A 20,808-nucleotide genomic window follows, 5' to 3' on the forward strand; every position below is an offset into this window, starting at 1 on the left:
AATAGATACCCCCGAGTAAACTCGGGGTTCTTTTTTTCATCACAGCTCCTCCCGGAGCTGACCTGAACGCCGCGAAACTTTGCGTTCGCGGCATTCAGGAGGCTCATTCATCCACGGCTAAAGCCGTGGTGTTCTGTCTTCGACCGCATAAAGTGGAAGAGGCTTCCAGCCTCTGGCCGGCGGCAAGATGCCGCTTCCACTTTTTTAAAACGGCAGCAGCGGTTTGAGCAGATCATCTTTGGCATAAACAATTTTATGTCCGATTTTCCGAAATGCCGCTTTGGTTTTATCGGTATAACTTGCGCGTCCAATCGTCACCGCCCTGCCGATACCGTAATTGTCGATCAGCGTTTGAATGACTATTGCCGCCGAATCGGGATGACTGAGCTGTTTCGCCTGCTCGCGCATACGTGCGAGCCGTGCCGGATCACTCAACAGCAGATCGACCTTATATGCCATAGTTGAAAGCTGATTGCATTTTACGGCGGCGCCGTTTTCTAACAGATAATCGCTATTGCGTTCTTCCTGTCCGGGAATCGGCTGATAAATAACCATCGGCAGTCCGCAGCTCATTGCTTCGGCTGTGGTGAGTCCGCCGGGTTTCCCGATGAACAGATCGGCGGCCTTCATCCAGTCGTGCATGCGGTTCGTGTAACCGAGCACAGTGAATTTCAGATGGTTGCAACCCGCCGGCAGGCTGGCGACTTCCTTTAGAACGGTTTTCTGCAGTTTTTCATTTTTGCCGCAAATAACAATTATCTGCGCCGGGTGTTTCACATCGCACATCACCTCTGCCATGCGCCCGGCGGAACTGACGCCAAGCGCGCCGCCAGAAATCAGAATCACCGGTTCACTGCCGGTCAATTCATATTCCCCGCGCAGTTTCACACGATCGCGTTCTTCAGCGAATACCGGGTCAATCGGAATGCCGGAAACAGTGATAATTTCCGGCGGGAAGCCGATGTTTTCAAGCTGAACTTTCGATTCCTCGTTCGCGACAAAGTAATGGTTGACGGTGCGCGACAGCCACATCGCGTGCGCATAATAGTCAGTGATGGTAATAGCCAGTTGCGTATCCACTTTATCGTGTTTAATCAGATGCGAAAGAATTTCCGCCGGCAGGAAGTGCGTGCAGATGGTGATGTCCGGCTGGAATTTTTTAATCTGCCGGATCAGCGGGCCGGTGTTCATGCGGTCGAGCATCAGTCGCATTTTTTCGGTTTTCCAGGGTTCATCCTGCGAATCGTAAAACCAGCCGAGCAGCACCGGCGCGCTTTTGACGAGATCAAGATAGAACTGGCCGTAAAACTGCCGGAACAGCTTATTCGTATATTTCAGTGCATCGATATTCAGCACGTCGCCGACTTCCGGATGTGCATGCGCCGCTTTTTCCAGCGCTTCCGCCGCACGAATGTGTCCGGTGCCGGCGCTCACTGAAAGAATCAAGATCCGGTGTTTTGACCCGTCGGCTTTTTTCATTAGATGATCTCCTGATAAACCCACTCGTGAATGATGCGGTCGGCCTCCGCATGTGCAGTGGCAAGAAACGCTTTAAAATCGTCAGCGTCTTTCCCTGTCGGATCGGGCACATCCAGATCTGAATCATCCTCGCCCTGCCAGCCGTATTCCATCAGCCGGAATGTCCTGGATCGCGCTTCGGGGAATTTTTTTAAAATATAATCTTTGTGTTCCTGCTCCATCACCAGCACCAGGCCGGCTGTGCGGAGCAGCCTGCCGTTAATTCTCTGCGCTGCGTGGTTGCGCAGACTGAAGCCGTTATTGCGTGCGATCAGCGCAACCACATCATTCGCGCGCGCTCCGTTAATCGCATGCGTACCGGCGGAAATAATTTTAATCCGCCGCTGTGCACCGGGGCGGTACTGAGTAAGAAAATGGCGCAGATAGCCGGCGAGATACGCACTGCGCGTCCGGTTCGCCGAACAGACAATCATCACCGTAAATTTCCGTCGGAAAAAACTCATGTGTGAATCATTGATAAAATCCGGCGGTGACGGAAGAAAAAAGTGGGAACGCAGACGCGACGTTCCCATTACACCCCGAATAACAGGAGAATTCCCATAGAGAAAACGAGGGAAACCGGATATTAAGAGTCGAAGTTTTCCTCCCAATCACGCGCAGATAAAAACAGATTTTTCTGTACTGCGCTCAAAAATTCGAAGAGCGGCTTTTAAAAAAAGCGACCACTGAGGAGAGTAGCAGCAGCTTGTCACAGATCAGCGGCGTAATTATCCAACCGGCGATAGCGGAACAGGCGCTGATTTTTCCACCGGCAGGTCAGGTTCAAGTTCCGGCTCCGGCAGTTCCTCCGGAGTACCTGTCGCCGGTTGTGCACCGCTTTCGTCCGCCGGAGCTTCCGGCACCGGAATTTCTGTTTTCTGTGCTGCACCGGAAATTCGCCGGAGTACAGTGTCCGGCACAAAACGGTAAAGTTCAAAAATAAAAATACTTTCGAACAGCACAACTGCCAGACAGCCGAAGACTGCCAGCATTGCCACCAGGTCAAACCGCTGTTTCGCTGTTTTTATTTTCATCACATACATTTTCACCGTTTCAGTTTGTTCTTTCAACCCTAAAGCTCTTCCGGCAGTATACTGCGTCCCTATATAATGAAAACGAAATAACAATGCTCAACGCCTGATTTCCGAATCCGGGATTCCGGTAGATTTGGATATTCTGGAATTAAAATTTTAAGAAGGAATTTTGTATGAAACCAAATGACTATCATGTCTCGATGGATGCGCTTGCCTCGCTGTGCAAACGGCGCGGATTTATTTTTCAGACCTCCGAAATTTACGGCGGTATCAACGGCTTCTGGGATTACGGCCCGCTCGGCGTTGAGCTGAAGCGCAACATCAAAGAGAGCTGGTGGAAATCCACTGTGCAGTCACGCGAGAATGTTATTGGACTCGACAGCGCTATTATTATGCACCCGCGCGTCTGGGAAGCGTCCGGTCACGTCGGCAACTTTAAAGACCCGATGGTTGACTGCCGCGAAACAAAAAACCGGTACCGCGCCGATCAACTGCTCGTATTCAAGCATAAATCCGATGCCGCCGCACTGATGTTTGCCTATCCGGAAGATGAGCAGCCGGCGGAAAAAAAAGTAAAAAAAATCGGCAAAGGAAATCCGGCGGAGTATGAGTCTGTTACACTCGAGTCTATTCCGCTTGACGCGTATGAACGTCTTGTCGGACCGGATACCGATAGGCCCGGTACGCTCACCGAACCGCGCGCGTTTAATCTCATGTTTAAAACCTATGTCGGCCCCATCGAGCAAAGTTCAAACATTGCGTGGCTGCGTCCCGAAACCGCGCAGGGAATTTTTGCTCAGTTCGGCAATGTGCTCGCCGTTTCACGTCAGAAAGTCCCGTTCGGCATCGCACAGATCGGCAAAGCCTTCCGCAACGAAATCAATCCGCGCAACTACACCTTCCGTTCACGCGAATTTGAGCAGATGGAACTCGAATTTTTCATCAAGCCCGGCTCCGACGCCGAATGGCATGAATACTGGGTTGCCGAGCGCCTGAAATGGTACGAACAGGTCGGACTGCCGGAAGGCCGCATGCATCTTGATGTTCATCCGCCGGAAAAACTTGCGCACTATGCCAGCGCCTGCACCGATATTATGTACGACTTCCCGTTCGGCACGCAGGAGCTCGAAGGGATCGCCGCGCGCGGAAACTTTGACCTCACGCAGCATCAGAACATCAGCGGTAAAACGCTTGAATATTTCGACGAAGAAACCAAAGAAAAATTCCTGCCGGCCGTTGTCGAACCGTCTGCCGGTGTCGATCGCATTGCACTTGCCCTGCTCTGCGAAGCCTACCGCGAAGAGTGGATCCCAAAAGACGGCGGCACCGTCCTCACCGCCGAACCCGGCAAACCGGCGCCGGAAGGTTACGAAGCCCGCACCGTCATGCGCTTTGCGCCGTGCATCGCACCGTATAAAGTTGCGGTATTCCCCCTGTTGAAAAACAAAGAGGAACTCGTCGGCAAAGCGCGCGGACTGTTCGAAAAGCTCAACGACCGCTGGAACTGCTTCTATGACCACGCCGGTGCTATCGGGCGCCGTTACCGCCGGCAGGATGAAATCGGTACGCCGTGCGGCGTTACCGTTGACTTCCAGACGCTCGAAGACAACACTGTTACACTGCGCGACCGTGACACGATGGAACAGATCCGCGTCTCCATTGATGAACTCGAATCCATTATCACACAACGAGTAAAATTCTAGAAAATAATGAAACATGATCTTTCCAGCGATGAACTGAAATCCCTCGCGCGCGCCGCATCAAAGCGCGCAGTCGAGCGCGCGCGCGCGATGAAAATTTCCTATACTGTGCAGGAGGGGAAAAGAATTGTGCAGCATCAGCCGGACGGGAAAAAGAAAATTATCGGTCAGCTGAAAAAAGCTTTTGTTAAACCATCACAAAAATCCTACCGGATCCCGCCGCAATGAACCGTTTAAGAATTTTTGCCGGACCGAACGGGTCAGGAAAGTCCTCCTTATACATGAAAGTAAAAGAGGAGTGCTCATGCGGGCTTTACCTTAATCCGGATAAACTGCAGCTGCGCATCAGCAATACCAACCTGCTCGATTTGAATCACTTTGGCATCTTCGTCCGGCAGTCGGATTGGGATACTTTTTACAAAGCGCATAAGTTGCACCGGAAAGCACCATTGCTGAAAACCAGCTACGTTGAAAACAACATTCTGGTAGTGAAAGGGTATCCGGCCTCCTATGACGCCGCCATTCTCACTGATTTTCTCCGGTCACAACTGATAAAAACCGGCCGGACATTCTCCTTTGAAACTGTCTTTTCCCATCCGTCTAAACTGGACTTTATGCGTCAGGCCAACCAGAACGGTTATCACTGCTATCTTTACTTTGCCGCCATCAGCTCGCAGGAGATCTGTATTGAGCGGGTGCGGCAGCGGGTAATTGAAGGCGGACACGATGTGCTGGTAAAAAAAATCCGGAAACGCTACGAACAGTCATTGGAAAACCTGTTTGAAGCCATCCAGCTTTCATACCGTGCTTATCTGTTTGATAATTCACAGCAAATGAAGCTCGTCGCTGAAATGCTGCCCGACCGGACACTAAAGCTCATCGGCGAAACATCGCCGGTCTGGCTGGAACAGTATGTTCTGAAGAAACTTCCTGATGCGTAGCCGGATATCTCTCATCCGGCCTTTTATTCTACCCCGCCGGATATAGAAATTTTTACCGGCGTAGCGTGCTGTAAATTATATGAAACCGGGCAGCGTTTATCCGCCAGGCGCAGCAGCTCTTCTTTTTGTTCCAGTGTCATGTCGCCGTCAATGTCAGCCATGATAAAAATTCCTTTAAATCCCACCGGATCATCACTCGGCTTACCGAGCAGCGCATTCAAATTGACGTCACCGGAAATCGTGATTTTCATGCCACGCAGCGGCAGTTGTTTCTGCATTGCAATAATCCGGGCTACGGTTGCAAGGCACCCGGCATGCGCGGCGAAAAGATAGTCAAGCGGCGTCGGCCCGGCATTTGTCCCGCCGGCATTCACCGGCTGGTCGATAACAATTTTATGACCGTTCGCATCGCCTTCAATTTTAAATTTTTCATCCATGACAAATTCAAGGGTCAACTTTTTTTCTGACATAATATCCTCCTGTTTTTAGGAATATAAAAGATGGACACAGAATATTGCAACTGATGAATGTATTTTTCTCGAGATCCCCCGTGAGCTCATCATTTACAAAATTGACGCCAAACATTAAGAGCGTTCTGCCATTGTTCGCGGTTCTGCGGTTTAAACGTACGGGCTTCGCTGGCAAAAGAATTGCGGATCACTGTGCGGCCTTCGGCGAGCGTTTTTATGTCACCCATTGCTAGCATTTGCATGATAATATTGCCGATAGCAGTGGCCTCGACCGGTCCGGAAATAACAGTGCGGCCGGTGGCATTGGCGGCAAATTGATTGAGTGCAAAGTTTTTTGAACCGCCGCCGACAATGCGCAGTGTGTTGAGTTTTTGTCCGCTGAGTTTTTCGAGCGCGTCATACGTGTCGGCATAAAGCAGTGCAAGTCCTTCATACGCGGCGCGAATAATTTCACCGTGACTTTCCGGCGATTTTTGTCCGGTACGCACACAGTAATCCCGCATCCGTTTTACCATGTCGCCGGGCGGCAGGAAAATATCGTCACCGGGATTAATGAAGAACTGCAGCGGCACAGCGGTGCCGGCAAGATCGTCCATATCTTTCCATGCATAGGAATGCCCCTGCTCCGCCCAGACGCGCCGGAGTTCCTGAATAATCCAGAGGCCGGAAAGATTTTTTAGGAAGCGAATGGTGTCGCATACGCCAACTTCATTGGTAAAGTTTTCGGCGAGCGTTTCAGTATTAATTACCGGCGCTGTTAATTCAGTGCCGAGCAGCGACCATGTGCCGGAACTTAAAAACGCGCACTGTTCGCCTTCCGTTACCGGCACGGCGGCAAACGCGCTGGCAGTATCATGGCTGCCGACGTTTACGACCGGCGTTCCGTTATATTCACCGAGCACCGTGCCGGCATCGGCAAACGGCGCAAAAAAATCAGTGCGGATATTTAATTTTTTGAGCAGGTCAATCGCCCAGTCTTTAGTCACCGGATTATAAAATTGTGATGTGCTGGCGAAGGTGCGGTTGGCGGCCATTTTACCGGTGAGCCAGTAGTTCAGCAGATCGGGCAAAAACAGAAGTTTATCAGCGGTGAGATATTGAACATCATCAGCCTGCGCGAGCGCGTAAAGCTGATAGAGCGTGTTGAGCTGCATAAACTGGATGCCGCTGGCGTTGAACACATTTTCTTTGCCGACGGCATCAAATACTTTTTGCAGCATGCCATCAGTACGTGAGTCGCGATAGTGCACCGGATTGCCGAGTAATTTTCCCTGTGAATCAATCAATCCGAAATCAACACCCCAGGTATCCGCTGCGATGGAAACAATTTTGTCGCCGGAATCTTTACGCGCTGCCGCAATGCCTTCCTGGATGTTGCGAAAGAGATGTATAAGATCCCAGTAGAGCGTGCCGTTGATTTCCGTCGGACCGTTCCAAAAGCGGTTGGTCTCTTTCAGCGTCAGTTTTTCGCCATCGAATGTCCCAAGAATTGTGCGGCCGCTCGACGCGCCGAGATCTACAGCGACAAAATTTCTGCTCATAGCTGCTCCCAAAATTTAAACCCTCTAACAGGTTTTCTTATACCTGCTGCTGCCGGTACGACTCAACCTCCCAGTGCTCAATAAATTCGCGTGCAGCATCCGTCATATATTCAATGCCGCCGAACGCCGCCGCGAGTTTGATCACCAGTGCGCCGTCCTGCGCGAGTTCCAAAGCAAGAGCGGCATTTTTCTGCGATGTGCCAATTCCATAAATGCGCGAACCGGCGACAATAATTTTCGGCGCATACCCGCGCACAGTTTTATACTGTGCAGTATGTTCCGGCGTCAGTTCACCGGTGAACGGAAACGCGCGCGCGTACACCAGATGATCCGGCGAAACCGGCCCCGGCGCAACCGTAAACAGGCCGGACGACGTACTGTATGCGGCGTCATCGCCCAACAGTGCTTTAATCTGTTTTTCTGTTTCCGGCGCTGCCGGTGTATCCGCAATGTCCAGCGTTTGTGAAATGCCGGCACGCCGGTATTCGCCGGCGAGTACGTCCATGATATGCCGATACAATGCGCGGATTTCTTCCGGTGTTTCACCGGCAATAAATACGCCGTGATTTTTTAACATGAGCAGCGCCGGTTCTCTGCCGTGCGCCGCCTCGTAATCTTTAATCCGCCGGCGGACTTCCATACAGAGCGTATAGCCCGGATCGACGTATTCCATCCACAGCGCATCAGGAAAAAGTTTTTTGCACGCGGCCTCGCCGTTTTTCGCACACGTCATGCCGTTCACTGCTGCCGGATGTGTATGCACCACAAATTTTGCAGTGAACACGTTATGCAGCGGTGCTTCCACTGAAGGGCGTCCGGCGCCGTTTTCAACCGCCGCCGCCATCATATTTTTCACGAGCTCTTCGCGTGCAGCAGAATCCGGAGGCGTGTCGACCGTGTAGAGCCCGTCAATTTTGGCACGGTTCATCTGAACGAATGCTGCTTCGGTTAATCCGCCAAGCGTTGTGCCGGACGGTTTCACCCACAGCGTGGTTGCATTTTTTACCGATGTATTGCCGCCGCCGCCTTTAACATAATCCACGCTGCCGAATTCGTGAGACAGTTCTGTAATTGTTTTTAAATCGTTCATCATTTTATTTTCATTTGCTGCTGAAAAATCTCCGTTCAATCGGCAATTGTAAATCAGCAATCGTAAATGCCCTTAGCCCATATGAAACACTTCGCGCAGTGTAACACAAACCGGCTCATTATCCGGATGAACTTCCATCAAATTCGCCATATAATCCCACCACTTACGAACCAGCGGATCATTTTTCAGACTGCCGTCCGTATAGTCATCTGTCAGTTTGCGAAATGCAAACAGACACAGTGTTTCCTCATCAAAATAAATTGAATAATCAAAAATTCCGGCAGCAGATGCACTTTGGAAAGTTCCGGCCAGATTTCGTCATGCCGCTTTTTATACTCTTCAACTGTGCCTGGTTTCAGTTTCATTCTGAATGCACTGCGAATCATAAAAACTCCATTTTTGTCAAAAGTCTGAAAGTCAAAGGTCAAAAATCCTCTGACTTTCAGACATTAGACGTTTAGACCTTAGACGCGTTCAGAAAGAACGTCAGCTTCATATTTTTCCATATCAGCGATCCAGTCAGATCCCACCGGTACGCCGGCTTTTTCACACAGCATATCCCATACGGCAGCAAACGGCATCGATTTAAATTCTTCCATCAAGGCCAGCCGCTGCGCATTTTTCCTGGCGGCTTCATAATTTTTAAGCTGTTTTGTCGGATCAAGCATCGCATACAGGATCGCTTTGCGCGCCGCACGCGTACCGATGACGTAAGCACCGATGCGGTTAATAGACGCATCGAAAAAGTCAAGCGCGAGAATTACGCGATCCCACGCGTTGCCGCGCTGAATTTCGAGAAACACATTTTTCAGATCATCGTTAAAAATTACAACGTGATCAGAATCCCACCGGATCGGCCGGCTGACGTGCAGCAGAATCTGATCCATGAATTGCAGGTGGCTTGAAAGTTTATCGTGAATCGTTTCCGTCGGGTGGAAATGTCCCATGTCCATTGTCAAACCCATGCCGCGATTGATTGCGTAATCAGAACAGAATTCAGCAGACGCAACCACATATTCTTCGGAGCCGATGCCGAACAGCTTGCTTTCGATAAAATCGACGCATTGTGTGCGGTCAATCGATTTGTCCGCCATGATTTCATCGTATGCCGCAATCATCCGCCGGCGCGGTGCCCAGCGATCCGCGGGGAAATCTTTGGCGCCGTCCGGCGTCCACCAATTGACATAACACGGCGAGCCCTGATTCTCTGCCATTGCCTGTGCAATCTTGCGCGTCGCTTTACCGTGCCGGATCCAGAATGCGCGAATATCATCATTTTGATTTGATAACGTAAACCCGTCTTCCGCTTTCGGATGAGCAAAAAACGTCGGATTAAAATCAAGGCAGATATTTTTTTCTTTTGCCCAGTCCATCCACTGCCGGAAACATTCCGGAGTCATCTGATCGCGATCAACAAATTGATCTGTTTCAGAATAGCACGCATGCACGTTCACGCGTTGTGCACCGGGAATCAGCGCCATCGCTTTTTCAATATCTGCGCGCGCTTCCTTGCCGTTACGGGCACGACCCGGATAATTGCCAGTGGTCATAATGCCGCCGCCGGAAAGTCCGTCCGGCTTCGTTTCAAAACCGGTGATATCATCACTTTGCCAGCAGTGCAGAGAAATCGGCAGCTTCAATGCCGCATCGATTACCGCATCCGTATCAATCCCGAATTGAGCATAACGCTCCTCCGCAAGCTTATACACTTTTTCTATATGTTTCATTTACTCCTCCTGTTCATTTCCAAAACAGTACAAATATAATAAATCAGAAATTCCGGCACCTTAAACGCGAAGATGGAAGCTAGCATAATCACGCCAAAGAAAGCAATATTTTGGAGAGCCGTTTATCCGTTTATACCTGCGCAATCCGTAGTCAATTTTTACATTCCTGTAAATCCTGTAAAAAATTAAGCAGGAATCGGTGTATGCGCCGTAATGAAAAATGTGATTGCCGGAATCTGTGCGTTCACGCACGATCGCGTTATGCTGAAAAAATTACAACAACGCGATTATTTTAAAGACGCAATGCTGCCATTGCAGATGCATATCCGCGATCCGCAGCCGGAATTTCCGCTGCACACGTACGGCTTTGATGAGCTGGTTATCATTTTTCGCGGAACGGCGATTCATGAAGTAAACGGACAGTAACTATTTTTCGCGTCAGTTCCGCAAAATCACCGGTGGAACACCGCTGCGTTATCGCCGGAAAAACGAGATATTGTATTTAGAAGCGATGAAATCCCCCGCGGCAGGCCATGAGAGATATCCGGTGCCGGGGTTCGATAAACATTTTATACATGCAATTGATTCGCCGCGCGTTTCCGGTATTATTTTGAGCATACACTTAAACCGCGATTCCGGAGACACATCATGATTGTAGATCGCATTGAAAATTTTGCCGACTACCCGTACGGCGACGCGTGGAACAAGGCGTTTGAATTTCTAAAAACATTGACGCCGGAAACTGAAACCAGACGCTATGAGCTGCTGGGTGATGACCTTTACGTGATGGTGGACAGCTATGAAACAAAAGCGCGCTCCGCCGCAAAACTGGAAACGCATGCAAAATATATCGATATTCAATTCATGATCGACAAAGAAGAAGTCCATGAGATACATTCGGCGCTCACCCTTTCAGCGCAAACGCCGTATGACCCAGAAAAAGACGTGTCGTTTTTCTATCTGCCGGAATTTTCTTCATCGCTCATCACACTGCGCACCGGAGAATTCGCTGTCTATTTTCCGCAAGACGCGCACATGCCCTGCCTCATGTCCGGTGATACACCGCAACGTATCAAAAAAGCCGTTGTGAAAATCAAAACAGAACTGATGCACACCGGATTCCGGCTGAAACATTAAATGCAGGAAGCAACCGATCTTTAGACCTTCGCCCAGAATTAAGCGGAGAGAAGGTTGTCGACCATTTTCCCGCCCTGCAAATTATTCGCCTGCTATCAATGCTGCAACGCGCGCGGCGAACTGCACCGGATTTTCAACTTTCGAACCTTCGGCGACATACGCGAGATCGCGCAGCAGTTCGATGTTTTCAACGATTTTCGGATTCTCTTTATCTTCTTCGTACATCGTCTGTACCGCTTTTACCGCCGGATGGTTCGGATTCAGCTCAAGCACGCGGTTCTGTTCCGGTACCGGCTGTCCCATGCGGCGCATCATCGCTTCAATGTGCGGACTCATGCTGTATTCATCTCCCACCAGCACTGCCGGACTCTCTTTCAGGCGTGCCGATAGTTTTACTTCGCTGATACCGCTCAGTTTTTCTTTCGCGAATTCGAGAAAATTCTTAAATTTTTTCTTTTCAGTTTTCAGCTCCTTTTCATTGCCGGCCTCGCCTTTATTCGCCGCTTTGAATTTTTTGCCCTTATATTCACCGAGCGGCGGAATTACAAATTCGTCGATCGGATCGAGCATAAACAGAACTTCCCATTCTTTCGCTTTATAGCTTTCAATGAACGGGGAGTTTTCAGCAAGCGCACGGCGTTCGGCGGCGAGATAAATAATTTCGTTCTGCTCCGTGTTCATACTCTCAACATAATCGGCAAACGAACGCATTTCGCCGGCAGCGGCAGCGGTGGATTCAAACAGCAGCAGGTCGGCAATTTTTTCGCGATTTTCATAATCGCTCTGCAGTCCCTCTTTCAGCATTGCACCGAATTCGGCAAAAAACGCCAGATATTTTTTATAATCCCTCAATTTCAGCTCACCGAGCGTCTTCAGAATGCGCGACGTCAGATTTTTCCTGATTTTATCCAGTTGCGGGTTTTCCTGTAGAATTTCACGCGATACATTCAGCGGCAGATCCGACGCGTCCACCACACCTTTCACAAAACGCAGATACGCCGGCAGCAGATTATCGAATTCGTTACTGATGAAAACGCGCTGAATATACAGATTCAAATGCGCTTTGTACTCATTCGTCATCAGCATATCGAACGGCTTTTTCTCCGGAATAAACAGCAGCGCACGGAATTCGATCGCGCCCTCCGCATTATAGTGAATCACCTCGGCCGGGTCACTGAAGTCGTGTGAAATCAGCTTATAGAATTCGGTGTACTCGTCCGGCGTAATTTCATCTTTCGCACGCAGCCAGATTGCTTTCTGCGAATTCACCGTTTCGTCGCCGAGCTTCACCGGATATTCGACAAAATCCGAAAACTTTTTCACCAGCGCACGCAGCCGGTACTCTTCCAGAAACTCCGCCGCATCCTCTTTCAGATACAGTGTAATATCTGTTCCACGCGCCTCACGCACCCCCTCTGAAATCGTAAATGTACCGGTGCCTTCAGACTCCCAGCGCACCGCCGGTTTGTCGTGCATTTTTGACTCCACCGTCACACGATCCGCTACCATAAACGATGAATAAAAGCCGACACCGAACTGACCAATCAGGTCGGGATGGTCTTTCACACCCTCTTCCCTCAACTTCGCCAGAAATGTTTTCGTGCCGGAGTGTGCAATCGTACCGAGACTCTGGACTACCGCCGCTTCATCCATGCCGATCCCGTTATCGGAAACCGTCAGCGTCTTTGCCTCCTTGTCAATCTTCAGCTGCACGCCCCAGTCGCTATCGCCATCCAGCAGCGATGTATTCTTCAACGACTCAAACCGGATTTTATCAATCGCATCCACCGCGTTACTGATCAGTTCGCGCAGAAATATTTCACGGTGCGAATAGAGTGAGTGCGTAATCAGGTGCAGCAGTTGCGACAGTTCTGTTTTAAACTCCATCTGTTTTTCAGCCATGACAATTCCTCCAGTTAAAATTCAGCCGGACAGGATAGGAATTTTCCGGCGGCGGGAAAGCAAAATTTTATCGTGAGCGTGCCGGCCTGCCCTGCGCAGACAGGAATGTCTGCGCCACCGATGCAAACATCATTTACCGGCAGACAAACGGTCGGCTTCTTCCAGCCAGCGGCTTTCGAGAGCAGCGAGTTTCTGGATGACGGCGGCAAGTTCAATATTGAGCGCGGTGTAATCGGCAAGCGGATCGCCGGCGGAAAGTTTTTTGAATAACAACTGCTGCTCGGCGTGCAACTTCTCCATTTCAGCATCCATTATCCGCAGTCCTTTCTGTGCCTCGCGCTCCTGTGCGCGCTGCACGCGCGATTCCCTGCCTTTGGCAGGAAGCACGGAGGTATCAGTTGCCGGTTTCCGGTTCACAGGCCCGGAACTGCTTGATTTTGAATTTCCGCTTTCAAGTTTCTCTAAATAATAGTCGTATCCGCCGGCATAACCGGTAACGCCGGCAGGTGTCATGGCAATAATCCGTTCGGCCGTGTTGCGCACAAAGGTGACATCGTGACTGACAAGACACACGGTACCGGAATAGTCACGGACAGCTTTTTCGAGCGCTTCGCGTCCGTGAATGTCGAGATTGCTGGTCGGTTCATCGAGCAGCAGAAAATTGGGCGGATTGATAAAGATACGCGCAAAAGCGAGCCGGATTTTTTCACCGCCGCTCAGCACCCCGGCCGGCTTGGTCACCGCGTCGCCTGAAAACCCGAAGGATCCAAGCAGGCCGCGCACGTCACGCTCCGGAACCGCCGGATTGGCTTCGCGTACGATATTCAGCAGCGATTTTTCTGCCGGCATGGTTTCTGCAAAATCCTGCGACTGATAACCGATAACCACGTTGTGCCCGAGTCTCCGCACGCCTTCCTGCACCGGCAGTGTTCCGGCGAGGAGGCGCAGCAGTGTGGTTTTTCCCATGCCGTTGAAGCCGACCAGCGCAACTTTTTCGCCGGCATTAATTTCGAGGGTTACGCCGGAAAAAACCCGGCACCGGCCGTCATAGGAAAACCCGGCGTTTTCAAGTGCAATAATATGTGCGCCGCAACGCGGCGGCGGCGGAATCCGCAGTTTAGAAAGATCCGGCGCTGCCGCCGGCGCTTTAACAGCCTCGAGTTTTTCGAGCATTTTTATACGGCTCTGTACCTGTGCCGCTTTGGTCGCTTTGGCGCGAAACCGGTTGATAAAACGTTCGAGATGTTCTTTCTGCTCCTGATAATTCCGGTACGCCGTCTCCTGCTGTTCACGGCGCTGCCCGCGCTCTTTACGGTAATAAGCATAACCGCCGGAATATTTAGTTGCATTGCCGCCGGCAATTTCGAGCGTGCGGTCGGTAAGCGACTCGAGCAGATAGCGGTCGTGCGAAATCAGCAGCATCGTGCCTTCGAATGAGCGCAGAAAACGCTGCAGCCATTCAACGGCCGGCAGATCGAGATAGTTCGACGGCTCGTCGAGCAGCAGAATGTCCGGGCGTGCGCTGAGTGTGCGTACCAGTTCGGCGCGCATCTGCCATCCGCCGCTGAATGAACGGAACGGACGATCAAACTCGCTCTCTTTAAAGCCGACCCCGCTGAGCGCGGCTTCGGCGCGTGCTTTAATGTCATACCCGCCGAGATGCTCAAACTCGTACTGCAGATCGCCGATCCGGCGCAGTGCAATCTCTTTTTCATGCTCCGCAACGGCGGATAAATTATGTTCGAGCCGGTGAACTTCAGCGGCGATCGTTTTCAGCTCCGGAATCGCATCGACGGCATACTCCAGCAGCGAACCCTCCTGCGCGTATGCGTGCAGCTGCTGATGTAAATGGCCGGGCCGTATATTTTTCGGCAGGCTCACCTCGCCGGCATCCGGCGACAGTTCGCCGGTAATCAAGGCAAACAGGGTGCTTTTACCTGCGCCGTTCGGTCCGACCACGCCGACGCGCTCGCCGGAATGGATGCAGAACGAAACGCCGGAAAGCACCTCCTGTGTACCGAAGCGCTTGGTGACATTTTGAAAATCGATCATGAAGCCGGGGAATGTACCGGTTCCTACAGAGTTTGGAAACCTAAACCACTAACAGGTGCAAATGAGCGCGAATATCATGGCGTGCGTGTTCGGAACAAGGCAGGCGGGATGCCTGCGGTACGTACCGCCGCCGTCCCGGCGGCCTTGCCGGATCAGGTGGAACGCGACCGCCTGCCCTGAATTTATCGAAAGGTCGGGTACATTTTTTTCCTGTGACGGACAAATAAGCGTGCGCGACGCACCCGCTCCACCTTTGCGGGAAAAATCTTTCCAAAGTCTGGAAGCCTGTTACACTGTTTCCCGTTCCGGCAACCATGTCGGAAATGAAATAAGGAATGCTAGTCGTCAGAGAGATTGTGTAAGCCGTTGATAACCAAGCGACCCGATGCTATTTTTTGTAATTCAATATTCCGGTCTTCACAAATTCAGTGACGGGTAATATTATGTTGGGATAAGGAAATCAAAATGGATACTCTAGTGGTAGAAAACCCCAAGCTTGAAATTTCCGGTGATATTTTACGCATACTTAATAAAGCAGATGTCCGTGAGGTAAAAATTTCCGAGATTACCCATTTAGGATGGCAAGCTGTCGAGGTAAAGTACAGCATGGGCGGAAACACACACGAAGCCAATATCGCCTTAGTAACTGAAGCAATGCTAAAAGAAAATCAGATCCTATCACTTTACTGGTTCCCTCGTATGTTTGGTCGTTTTTACAATACGTCAGAAAAAATAAGCACCCCCAGACAATTTTATATCAATCTGTGCGAGATGACTTGGGACAAACGTTACACACAACGAAAAAATGAATTAGATTCCATCGGCTATTTTGAGTATTTCGGAACGAAATTTTATTCTGACGGGCGTGTTTCGTTCCATGACGGAAGCACTATAAATTTAATGGATATGCAATTTTCACGAATGGGACACCATCTAATGGCCAATAAAAAACCATCGGAAGGGTTCTTGAGTAAAATAAAATCACGATTTAATGGCTATGGAATAGTTGATATGCAAATGGACACAGATGCCATGCGTCAATTGATAATTGATATTATCAATTTCGATTTCTTTACAATTTGGGGCCAAGGCTTTCTTCAAAGCAAGCCAACAAAAAAATAATCCCAATAATCGCATTCACTCTATCGCCGCCTCGGCGGCTCAGAGTGACGCTTAACGTTCGGCTCCGGAAGATGGACGAGAAACCGATAAAGTCGAAGTACAAAGCCCTTCATAGCGCTGTGCACACCTCAAATCTCGACTTCACCAGAAAGACGGCAGTGCCGGATATCCCGACGACCAGATGGCGGGAGTGGCTGTTTGAGTCCCGGGATATCCCCGCATGGTCTGACGAGGTTGGATGCTCTCTGTCGCACATCCGGTCACTGACCATGACTATGGATTTTGAACTCGGATCGGTTCGCATATTCAGAGGCAAACACTCTTCCGAGAAACGGATTACCGCAAGTGTCGAAACGCTCTTGACCAATGATCGGGGCAAGCTCGCCGAACCTCAAGGCTGACGTTACACAAAAAACTTCAATACCTCGTCGTGAATGGCAGCATGGTTTTCGGGAATAAACTGCAAAGCATGAATGCCGGCGACGCGGGCGGCGGCGATATTTTCGGGACGGTCGTCGATGAAGAAACATTGCCCGCCGGAAACGCCGAGCTGTGCGAGTACCTGCTGATAAATTTCCGGCTCCGGCTTGCGCGTTCCCATTTGATAGGAGAGAAACAGTCCCGTTGCGCTGTCGAAAAATTCCGGCCAGTTCCGCTCGATGGCGGAGACATGATATTCGGCGATGTTGCTGAGGGTGTAAACCGGCAGACCGCGCGCAATGGCATCCAGAAACAGCTGCCGGCCGGCACGGTTAAGCGTGAAAATATCGCGCCAGATATCGACCAGTGTTTCGACCGTCCACGATATTCCGTATGTCCGGTTTAAATAATCAATATAACATTGATCGCTGATCTCGCCGCGCTCAACCGCATCGTATTGCTCAACGTCGTGTATCGACGGTTTTTCCGCCGGAAACCCGCCGGCGCGCATCCGCGCGTGAAATTGCTCCAGATCAAAATCAACCAGCACATTTCCAATGTCGAATAGAAAAACGTTTTTCATAAGCGACCGAGTAGAAACAATATTCCAGCGAAAAGAAAGCTCATTTACAGCTGTTTTTAGCTTTTGCAGAAAAATTCTTCCGGTAAAATATGAGCATGATTAAAAAGGTCATACAGCGGCAGCGTTTGCATGATGCTTCTGCAAAAAAGGATTCCGAATACTGGAAAAGCTGCACGCCGGAAGAGCGAATTGCAGCGGTTGAGTTGCTTCGAAAGGCATGGCATGGAACTTCAGTCAGACTTCAAAGAACTGCTCGGATTACTCAACGCCCACGGAGTTGAATATTTGATTGTCGGCGGATATGCATTGGCCTTTCACGGCGCGCCGCGATTTACCGGCGATCTTGATATCTTTATAAAAACATCTCCGGTGAATGCCGGAAAAGTTCACGCTGCACTGAATGAATTCGGGTTCGATTCCGTCGGATTAAAGCCGGAAGATTTTGCTGCCGCCGATCAGGTGATTCAGCTTGGCGTTCCGCCGGTACGCATTGATTTTGTCACTTCAATTGACGGTGTGAAATGGGAAGATGCGTGGACGGGGCGGGTTCCCGGCACATACGCCGGCGTACCGGTTCAGTTTCTTGGACGCACCGAATTCCTGCAGAATAAAAAAGTATCAGGCAGACTCAAAGATCTCGCCGATATTGAAGCACTCGGTGAAGAATAGTTAGATTTTTTGCGGTTCTTCTTTCATCCGCGCAATATTCCATTAATCCTTTATTCCAATATTTCAGAAAGAGAGCTTTATGTTGAAACGCGACGATACGGTTTTAATTTTTATTGATGTGCAGGGAAAACTGGCGGAGCTGACAGATCATTCCGGTGCGCTGTTTAACAATCTGCGCCGGCTGCTGGCAGGGATGCGGGCACTGGATATCCCGGTGATTTTTACAGAGCAGCTGCCGGATAAACTCGGCGCAACGCGTGCAGAGTTTCAGGAATTTATTTCCATACCGCCGGTTGTAAAAAGCTCATTCAGCTGTTGCGGCGAACCGGAGTTTGTAAAAGCGCTCACTGCGCTGAAGCGGAATCAGGTGATCCTCTGCGGCATTGAAGCGCATATTTGTGTTTACCAAACCGCGCGGGAACTGCTGAATGAAGGATTCGCAGTGCAGGTTGTAACCGACGCCGTTTCGTCACGCGATCCGGCGAATAAAGCGCTTGCCCTGCGCCGGCTCGAAATGGAAGGTGCGGCGTTAACCGGCGTCGAAATGCTGCTCTACGAACTGCTCGGCAGCGCGAAAGCGCCGGAATTTAAAATCATTCTTCAAATTGTGAAATGAAACAGGGCCGAAAGCCGAAGGTCTTAAAGTTGCATGTCAATCAACTGACTTTTGACTTTCAGACTTTCTACCTTTGACTGCAAAATGTTCTTATGTTCTATCTTCTAATCGTTTCTCTGATCTGGGCATTTTCGTTCGGACTGATCAAAGACGGACTCGCGGGAATTCCGGCGGCAGTTGTAGCGCTGACGCGGCTGTCGATTGCGCTGTTTATTTTTCTGCCGTTTTTACGTGCGCGCACGCTGAAAGTCAGCGCAAGCATCAAACTGATGATAACCGGCGCGGTGCAATACGGATTTATGTACGTCGCTTATATCCATGCGTTCAATTATCTGCAGGCGTATGAAATTGCACTGTTTACGGTCTTCACACCGCTGTACGTCACGCTGCTGAACGACGCATTTAAAAAACAATTCTGCATCCGCACGCTCACGGCAGTACTGCTGGCAATTACCGGCGGCGCAATAATTGAATACCGGCAGCTGTCGTCGCCGGAACTGTGGCGCGGTTTTGCTTTCATGCAGGTGTCTAATTTCTGCTTTGCATTCGGTCAGATCTTTTACCGGCGCACAATGGAGCGGCTTATTGTCCCGCACTCCGATCTGCAGGTGTTCGCCCTGCTCTATTGCGGCGCCGTATTTGCTACCGTGCTCACTGCTGCCGGAATTGAGTGGAGCACGATTTCAATTACACCGCAGCAAATCCGGGTTCTGCTTTATCTCGGCGCAATTGCATCCGGCTTTGGCTTCTTTCTCTGGAATATCGGCGCACGACGCGTGCGCGCCGGCACACTTGCCATTTTCAATAATCTGAAAATCCCGTTCGGCATCCTTGTATCCATTTTCTTTTTCGGGGAAGCCGCCGACTGGCCGCGCCTGCTTGCCGGCGGTGCGCTGATGGGATTTGCGCTCATAATAAACTGCCGGAAAAACTGATAAATAAATTACGCCGGCGGTTTGACTTGTGGAGGTTGAATACGGTATATGAGTTTCGTATTTACGGGTATGTAAACGAAAGGAGTTACCCGATGAAAGTCAAAATGTTCGGTCTGTTTTCTTTGTTTGTATCTGTTCTTGTGCTGTGCAGCTGCGTGCCGGTAACGCTGGAAACGGTTCCGGACGGTGCAGAAATTTATGACGACAACGGAGTGTTTGTCGGCGCTGCGCCGCAGGACATTGCAATTTTTACTAGCTCAAAAGATTTTGTGCTCAAACGCGAAAATTATGCGGACACTCCGGTAACCGTCGATTCAATGGCTGCCCGAACGGTTCAGTTCAAAATGAAATACGAACCGATTATGGTCACGTCCGAACCGTCCGGCGCAAAAATTTCATGTGATTCTCTCTCTTATGGAAAAACTCCGAACAAAATTATGCCGAAGAATACAGACCGTATATTCACGTTTAAGGCTGACGGCTACTATGATAAAGAAGTTGTTATCGGAGCGGATTCACCGCACCCGCTGCACGTTGTTATGCAGAAGCTCCCGATTCTTGCAATCACCTCTGCCGGTGCCGATATTTTTGAAAACGGCGCCAAAATCGGCACCGGAGCCATCTCGGTGGAAATCGACAAAACCCGCACCTTCGAATTTCGTAAAGCCGGATTTTTCTCCGAAACCCGCACGGTCAGTGCCGTTCCGCCGTATCAGTTGAACGTCGATCTTAAGGCATTTCCAATGATCACGGTAGACTCCGTTCCGCCGGCTGCCAAAATTTTCCGCGACGGAACTCAGACCGGCACCGCACCAATGCAATTCACGGTTGATAAAGAGATCACCGTCGAGCTTCGCGCCGACCGCTATTACCCGCAAACTGTCACTCTGACGCCGGCATCCACCGCAAAAACCGTCGTCACCCTGAACCCAATGCCGTATGCCACCGTCAACGCCGTACTGGCGGATGCACAGGTATTTGTCGACGGCAAATCGCTCGGCACCGCACCGGTTGAAATTCTCACTGAAAAAGCTGTCACCGTGGAAATTCGTAAAGACGGCTTCATCAGCAAAACCGCTACCGTTCCGGCGGGCGGAAAATCCATCAGCGTAACGCTCGAACCGGAACCGAAAATTAAAGAACCGGCGGTGGAACCCGTAACTGCACCGGCGGCACCGGCTGGCAGTGATAGCGGTGACCTTGCCCGGATTCCGGCAGAAGAGGACGGCGCTATGGTGGAAGCCGCCGGGGGAATGAGTAAAGGCATGCTGTGGGGGATTATCGGTGGAGCAACAGCTCTGCTCGCAATCATTATTGCTGCCGCCGCGAAAAAGAAAAAATAATCCCGCTG

Annotated in this window: 21 protein-coding genes; 10 read left to right on the forward strand and 11 right to left on the reverse strand. The window is 50.5% G+C overall.

The annotated features are described in order from the left end of the window. Positions 1–204 precede the first annotated feature (204 nt). From WC959_08620 to WC959_08630, 3 genes are all read right to left on the reverse strand, one after another. Positions 205–1,479 (reverse strand): glycosyltransferase, encoded by a 1,275-nt coding sequence (locus WC959_08620; protein ID MFA5689193.1) that lies wholly within the window; start codon positions 1,477–1,479, stop codon positions 205–207. Continuing rightward, positions 1,479–1,982 carry a hypothetical protein gene (locus tag WC959_08625; protein MFA5689194.1) on the reverse strand — a complete coding sequence of 168 codons (504 nt, stop codon included), beginning with the start codon at positions 1,980–1,982 and terminating at the stop codon, positions 1,479–1,481. Before WC959_08625 ends, WC959_08620 begins: the two co-directional genes overlap by 1 nt. A 264-nt stretch (positions 1,983–2,246) precedes the next feature. Next, entirely contained in the window at positions 2,247–2,552 is a 306-nt protein-coding gene (locus WC959_08630) for a hypothetical protein (protein MFA5689195.1), read from the reverse strand. A gap of 173 nt (positions 2,553–2,725) precedes the next feature. Here WC959_08630 and WC959_08635 point away from each other — a divergent pair, with 173 nt between their 5' ends. The 3 genes from WC959_08635 to WC959_08645 are packed head-to-tail and all read left to right on the forward strand — an operon-like array spanning position 2,726 to position 5,193. Next, entirely contained in the window at positions 2,726–4,255 is a 1,530-nt protein-coding gene (locus WC959_08635; GenBank protein ID MFA5689196.1) for a glycine--tRNA ligase, read from the forward strand. Between the two features lie 6 nt (positions 4,256–4,261). Next, positions 4,262–4,480 (forward strand): hypothetical protein, encoded by a 219-nt coding sequence (locus WC959_08640; protein MFA5689197.1) that lies wholly within the window; start codon positions 4,262–4,264, stop codon positions 4,478–4,480. Continuing rightward, positions 4,477–5,193 carry a hypothetical protein gene (locus WC959_08645; protein ID MFA5689198.1) on the forward strand — a complete coding sequence of 239 codons (717 nt, stop codon included), beginning with the start codon at positions 4,477–4,479 and terminating at the stop codon, positions 5,191–5,193. Before WC959_08640 ends, WC959_08645 begins: the two co-directional genes overlap by 4 nt. Before the next feature lie 23 nt (positions 5,194–5,216). On the opposite strand, the gene WC959_08650 is transcribed toward WC959_08645, so the two are convergent. The 5 genes from WC959_08650 to WC959_08670 form a co-directional block, all read right to left on the reverse strand. Then, positions 5,217–5,663, reverse strand: coding sequence for an OsmC family protein (locus tag WC959_08650; protein MFA5689199.1), 447 nt, complete (start codon positions 5,661–5,663; stop codon positions 5,217–5,219). A gap of 89 nt (positions 5,664–5,752) precedes the next feature. Further along, a complete protein-coding gene (locus tag WC959_08655; GenBank protein MFA5689200.1) occupies positions 5,753–7,204 on the reverse strand; it encodes a rhamnulokinase family protein in 1,452 nt (483 codons plus the stop codon). A gap of 37 nt (positions 7,205–7,241) precedes the next feature. Beyond that, the gene (locus WC959_08660; protein MFA5689201.1) at positions 7,242–8,297 is read right to left on the reverse strand and encodes a class II aldolase/adducin family protein; all 1,056 of its coding nucleotides are present in this window, start codon (positions 8,295–8,297) and stop codon (positions 7,242–7,244) included. A gap of 209 nt (positions 8,298–8,506) precedes the next feature. Next, positions 8,507–8,659 carry an L-rhamnose mutarotase gene (locus WC959_08665; protein MFA5689202.1) on the reverse strand — a complete coding sequence of 51 codons (153 nt, stop codon included), beginning with the start codon at positions 8,657–8,659 and terminating at the stop codon, positions 8,507–8,509. 99 nt (positions 8,660–8,758) lie between these two features. Continuing rightward, on the reverse strand, positions 8,759–10,021 hold the full coding sequence (locus tag WC959_08670; GenBank protein MFA5689203.1) for an L-rhamnose isomerase: 1,263 nt from the start codon (positions 10,019–10,021) through the stop codon (positions 8,759–8,761). A gap of 213 nt (positions 10,022–10,234) precedes the next feature. Between WC959_08670 and WC959_08675 the strand changes: the two genes are divergently transcribed. Both WC959_08675 and WC959_08680 read left to right on the forward strand, forming a co-directional pair. Further along, positions 10,235–10,447, forward strand: a complete 213-nt coding sequence (locus WC959_08675; protein MFA5689204.1) for a hypothetical protein — start codon at positions 10,235–10,237, stop codon at positions 10,445–10,447. Positions 10,448–10,669: 222 nt separating this feature from the next. Next, entirely contained in the window at positions 10,670–11,158 is a 489-nt protein-coding gene (locus WC959_08680; GenBank protein MFA5689205.1) for a YhcH/YjgK/YiaL family protein, read from the forward strand. An 81-nt stretch (positions 11,159–11,239) separates the two neighbouring features. On the opposite strand, the gene htpG is transcribed toward WC959_08680, so the two are convergent. After that, positions 11,240–13,060, reverse strand: coding sequence for a molecular chaperone HtpG (gene htpG, locus WC959_08685; protein ID MFA5689206.1), 1,821 nt, complete (start codon positions 13,058–13,060; stop codon positions 11,240–11,242). 129 nt (positions 13,061–13,189) lie between these two features. Then, positions 13,190–15,112, reverse strand: a complete 1,923-nt coding sequence (locus WC959_08690) for an ABC-F family ATP-binding cassette domain-containing protein (GenBank protein ID MFA5689207.1) — start codon at positions 15,110–15,112, stop codon at positions 13,190–13,192. A gap of 465 nt (positions 15,113–15,577) precedes the next feature. On the opposite strand from WC959_08690, the gene WC959_08695 reads away from it, so the two are divergent. Then, the gene (locus tag WC959_08695; GenBank protein ID MFA5689208.1) at positions 15,578–16,234 is read left to right on the forward strand and encodes a hypothetical protein; all 657 of its coding nucleotides are present in this window, start codon (positions 15,578–15,580) and stop codon (positions 16,232–16,234) included. A gap of 403 nt (positions 16,235–16,637) precedes the next feature. On the opposite strand, the gene WC959_08700 is transcribed toward WC959_08695, so the two are convergent. Further along, the gene (locus tag WC959_08700) at positions 16,638–17,237 is read right to left on the reverse strand and encodes an HAD family phosphatase (GenBank protein MFA5689209.1); all 600 of its coding nucleotides are present in this window, start codon (positions 17,235–17,237) and stop codon (positions 16,638–16,640) included. Between the two features lie 222 nt (positions 17,238–17,459). On the opposite strand from WC959_08700, the gene WC959_08705 reads away from it, so the two are divergent. The 4 genes from WC959_08705 to WC959_08720 all read left to right on the forward strand — a co-directional run bounded on the left by WC959_08705 (position 17,460) and on the right by WC959_08720 (position 20,800). Further along, entirely contained in the window at positions 17,460–17,906 is a 447-nt protein-coding gene (locus WC959_08705) for a hypothetical protein (protein MFA5689210.1), read from the forward strand. A 79-nt stretch (positions 17,907–17,985) separates the two neighbouring features. Continuing rightward, entirely contained in the window at positions 17,986–18,522 is a 537-nt protein-coding gene (locus tag WC959_08710) for a hydrolase (GenBank protein ID MFA5689211.1), read from the forward strand. A gap of 92 nt (positions 18,523–18,614) precedes the next feature. Further along, positions 18,615–19,457: an EamA family transporter gene (locus tag WC959_08715; protein ID MFA5689212.1), complete on the forward strand. Its 843-nt coding sequence runs from the start codon at positions 18,615–18,617 to the stop codon at positions 19,455–19,457. A 92-nt stretch (positions 19,458–19,549) separates the two neighbouring features. Continuing rightward, positions 19,550–20,800 (forward strand): PEGA domain-containing protein, encoded by a 1,251-nt coding sequence (locus WC959_08720; GenBank protein MFA5689213.1) that lies wholly within the window; start codon positions 19,550–19,552, stop codon positions 20,798–20,800. The last annotated feature ends 8 nt before the right edge of the window (positions 20,801–20,808 follow it).

This window comes from Kiritimatiellales bacterium (assembly GCA_041656295.1).
Lineage (GTDB): Bacteria > Verrucomicrobiota > Kiritimatiellia > Kiritimatiellales > Tichowtungiaceae > Tichowtungia.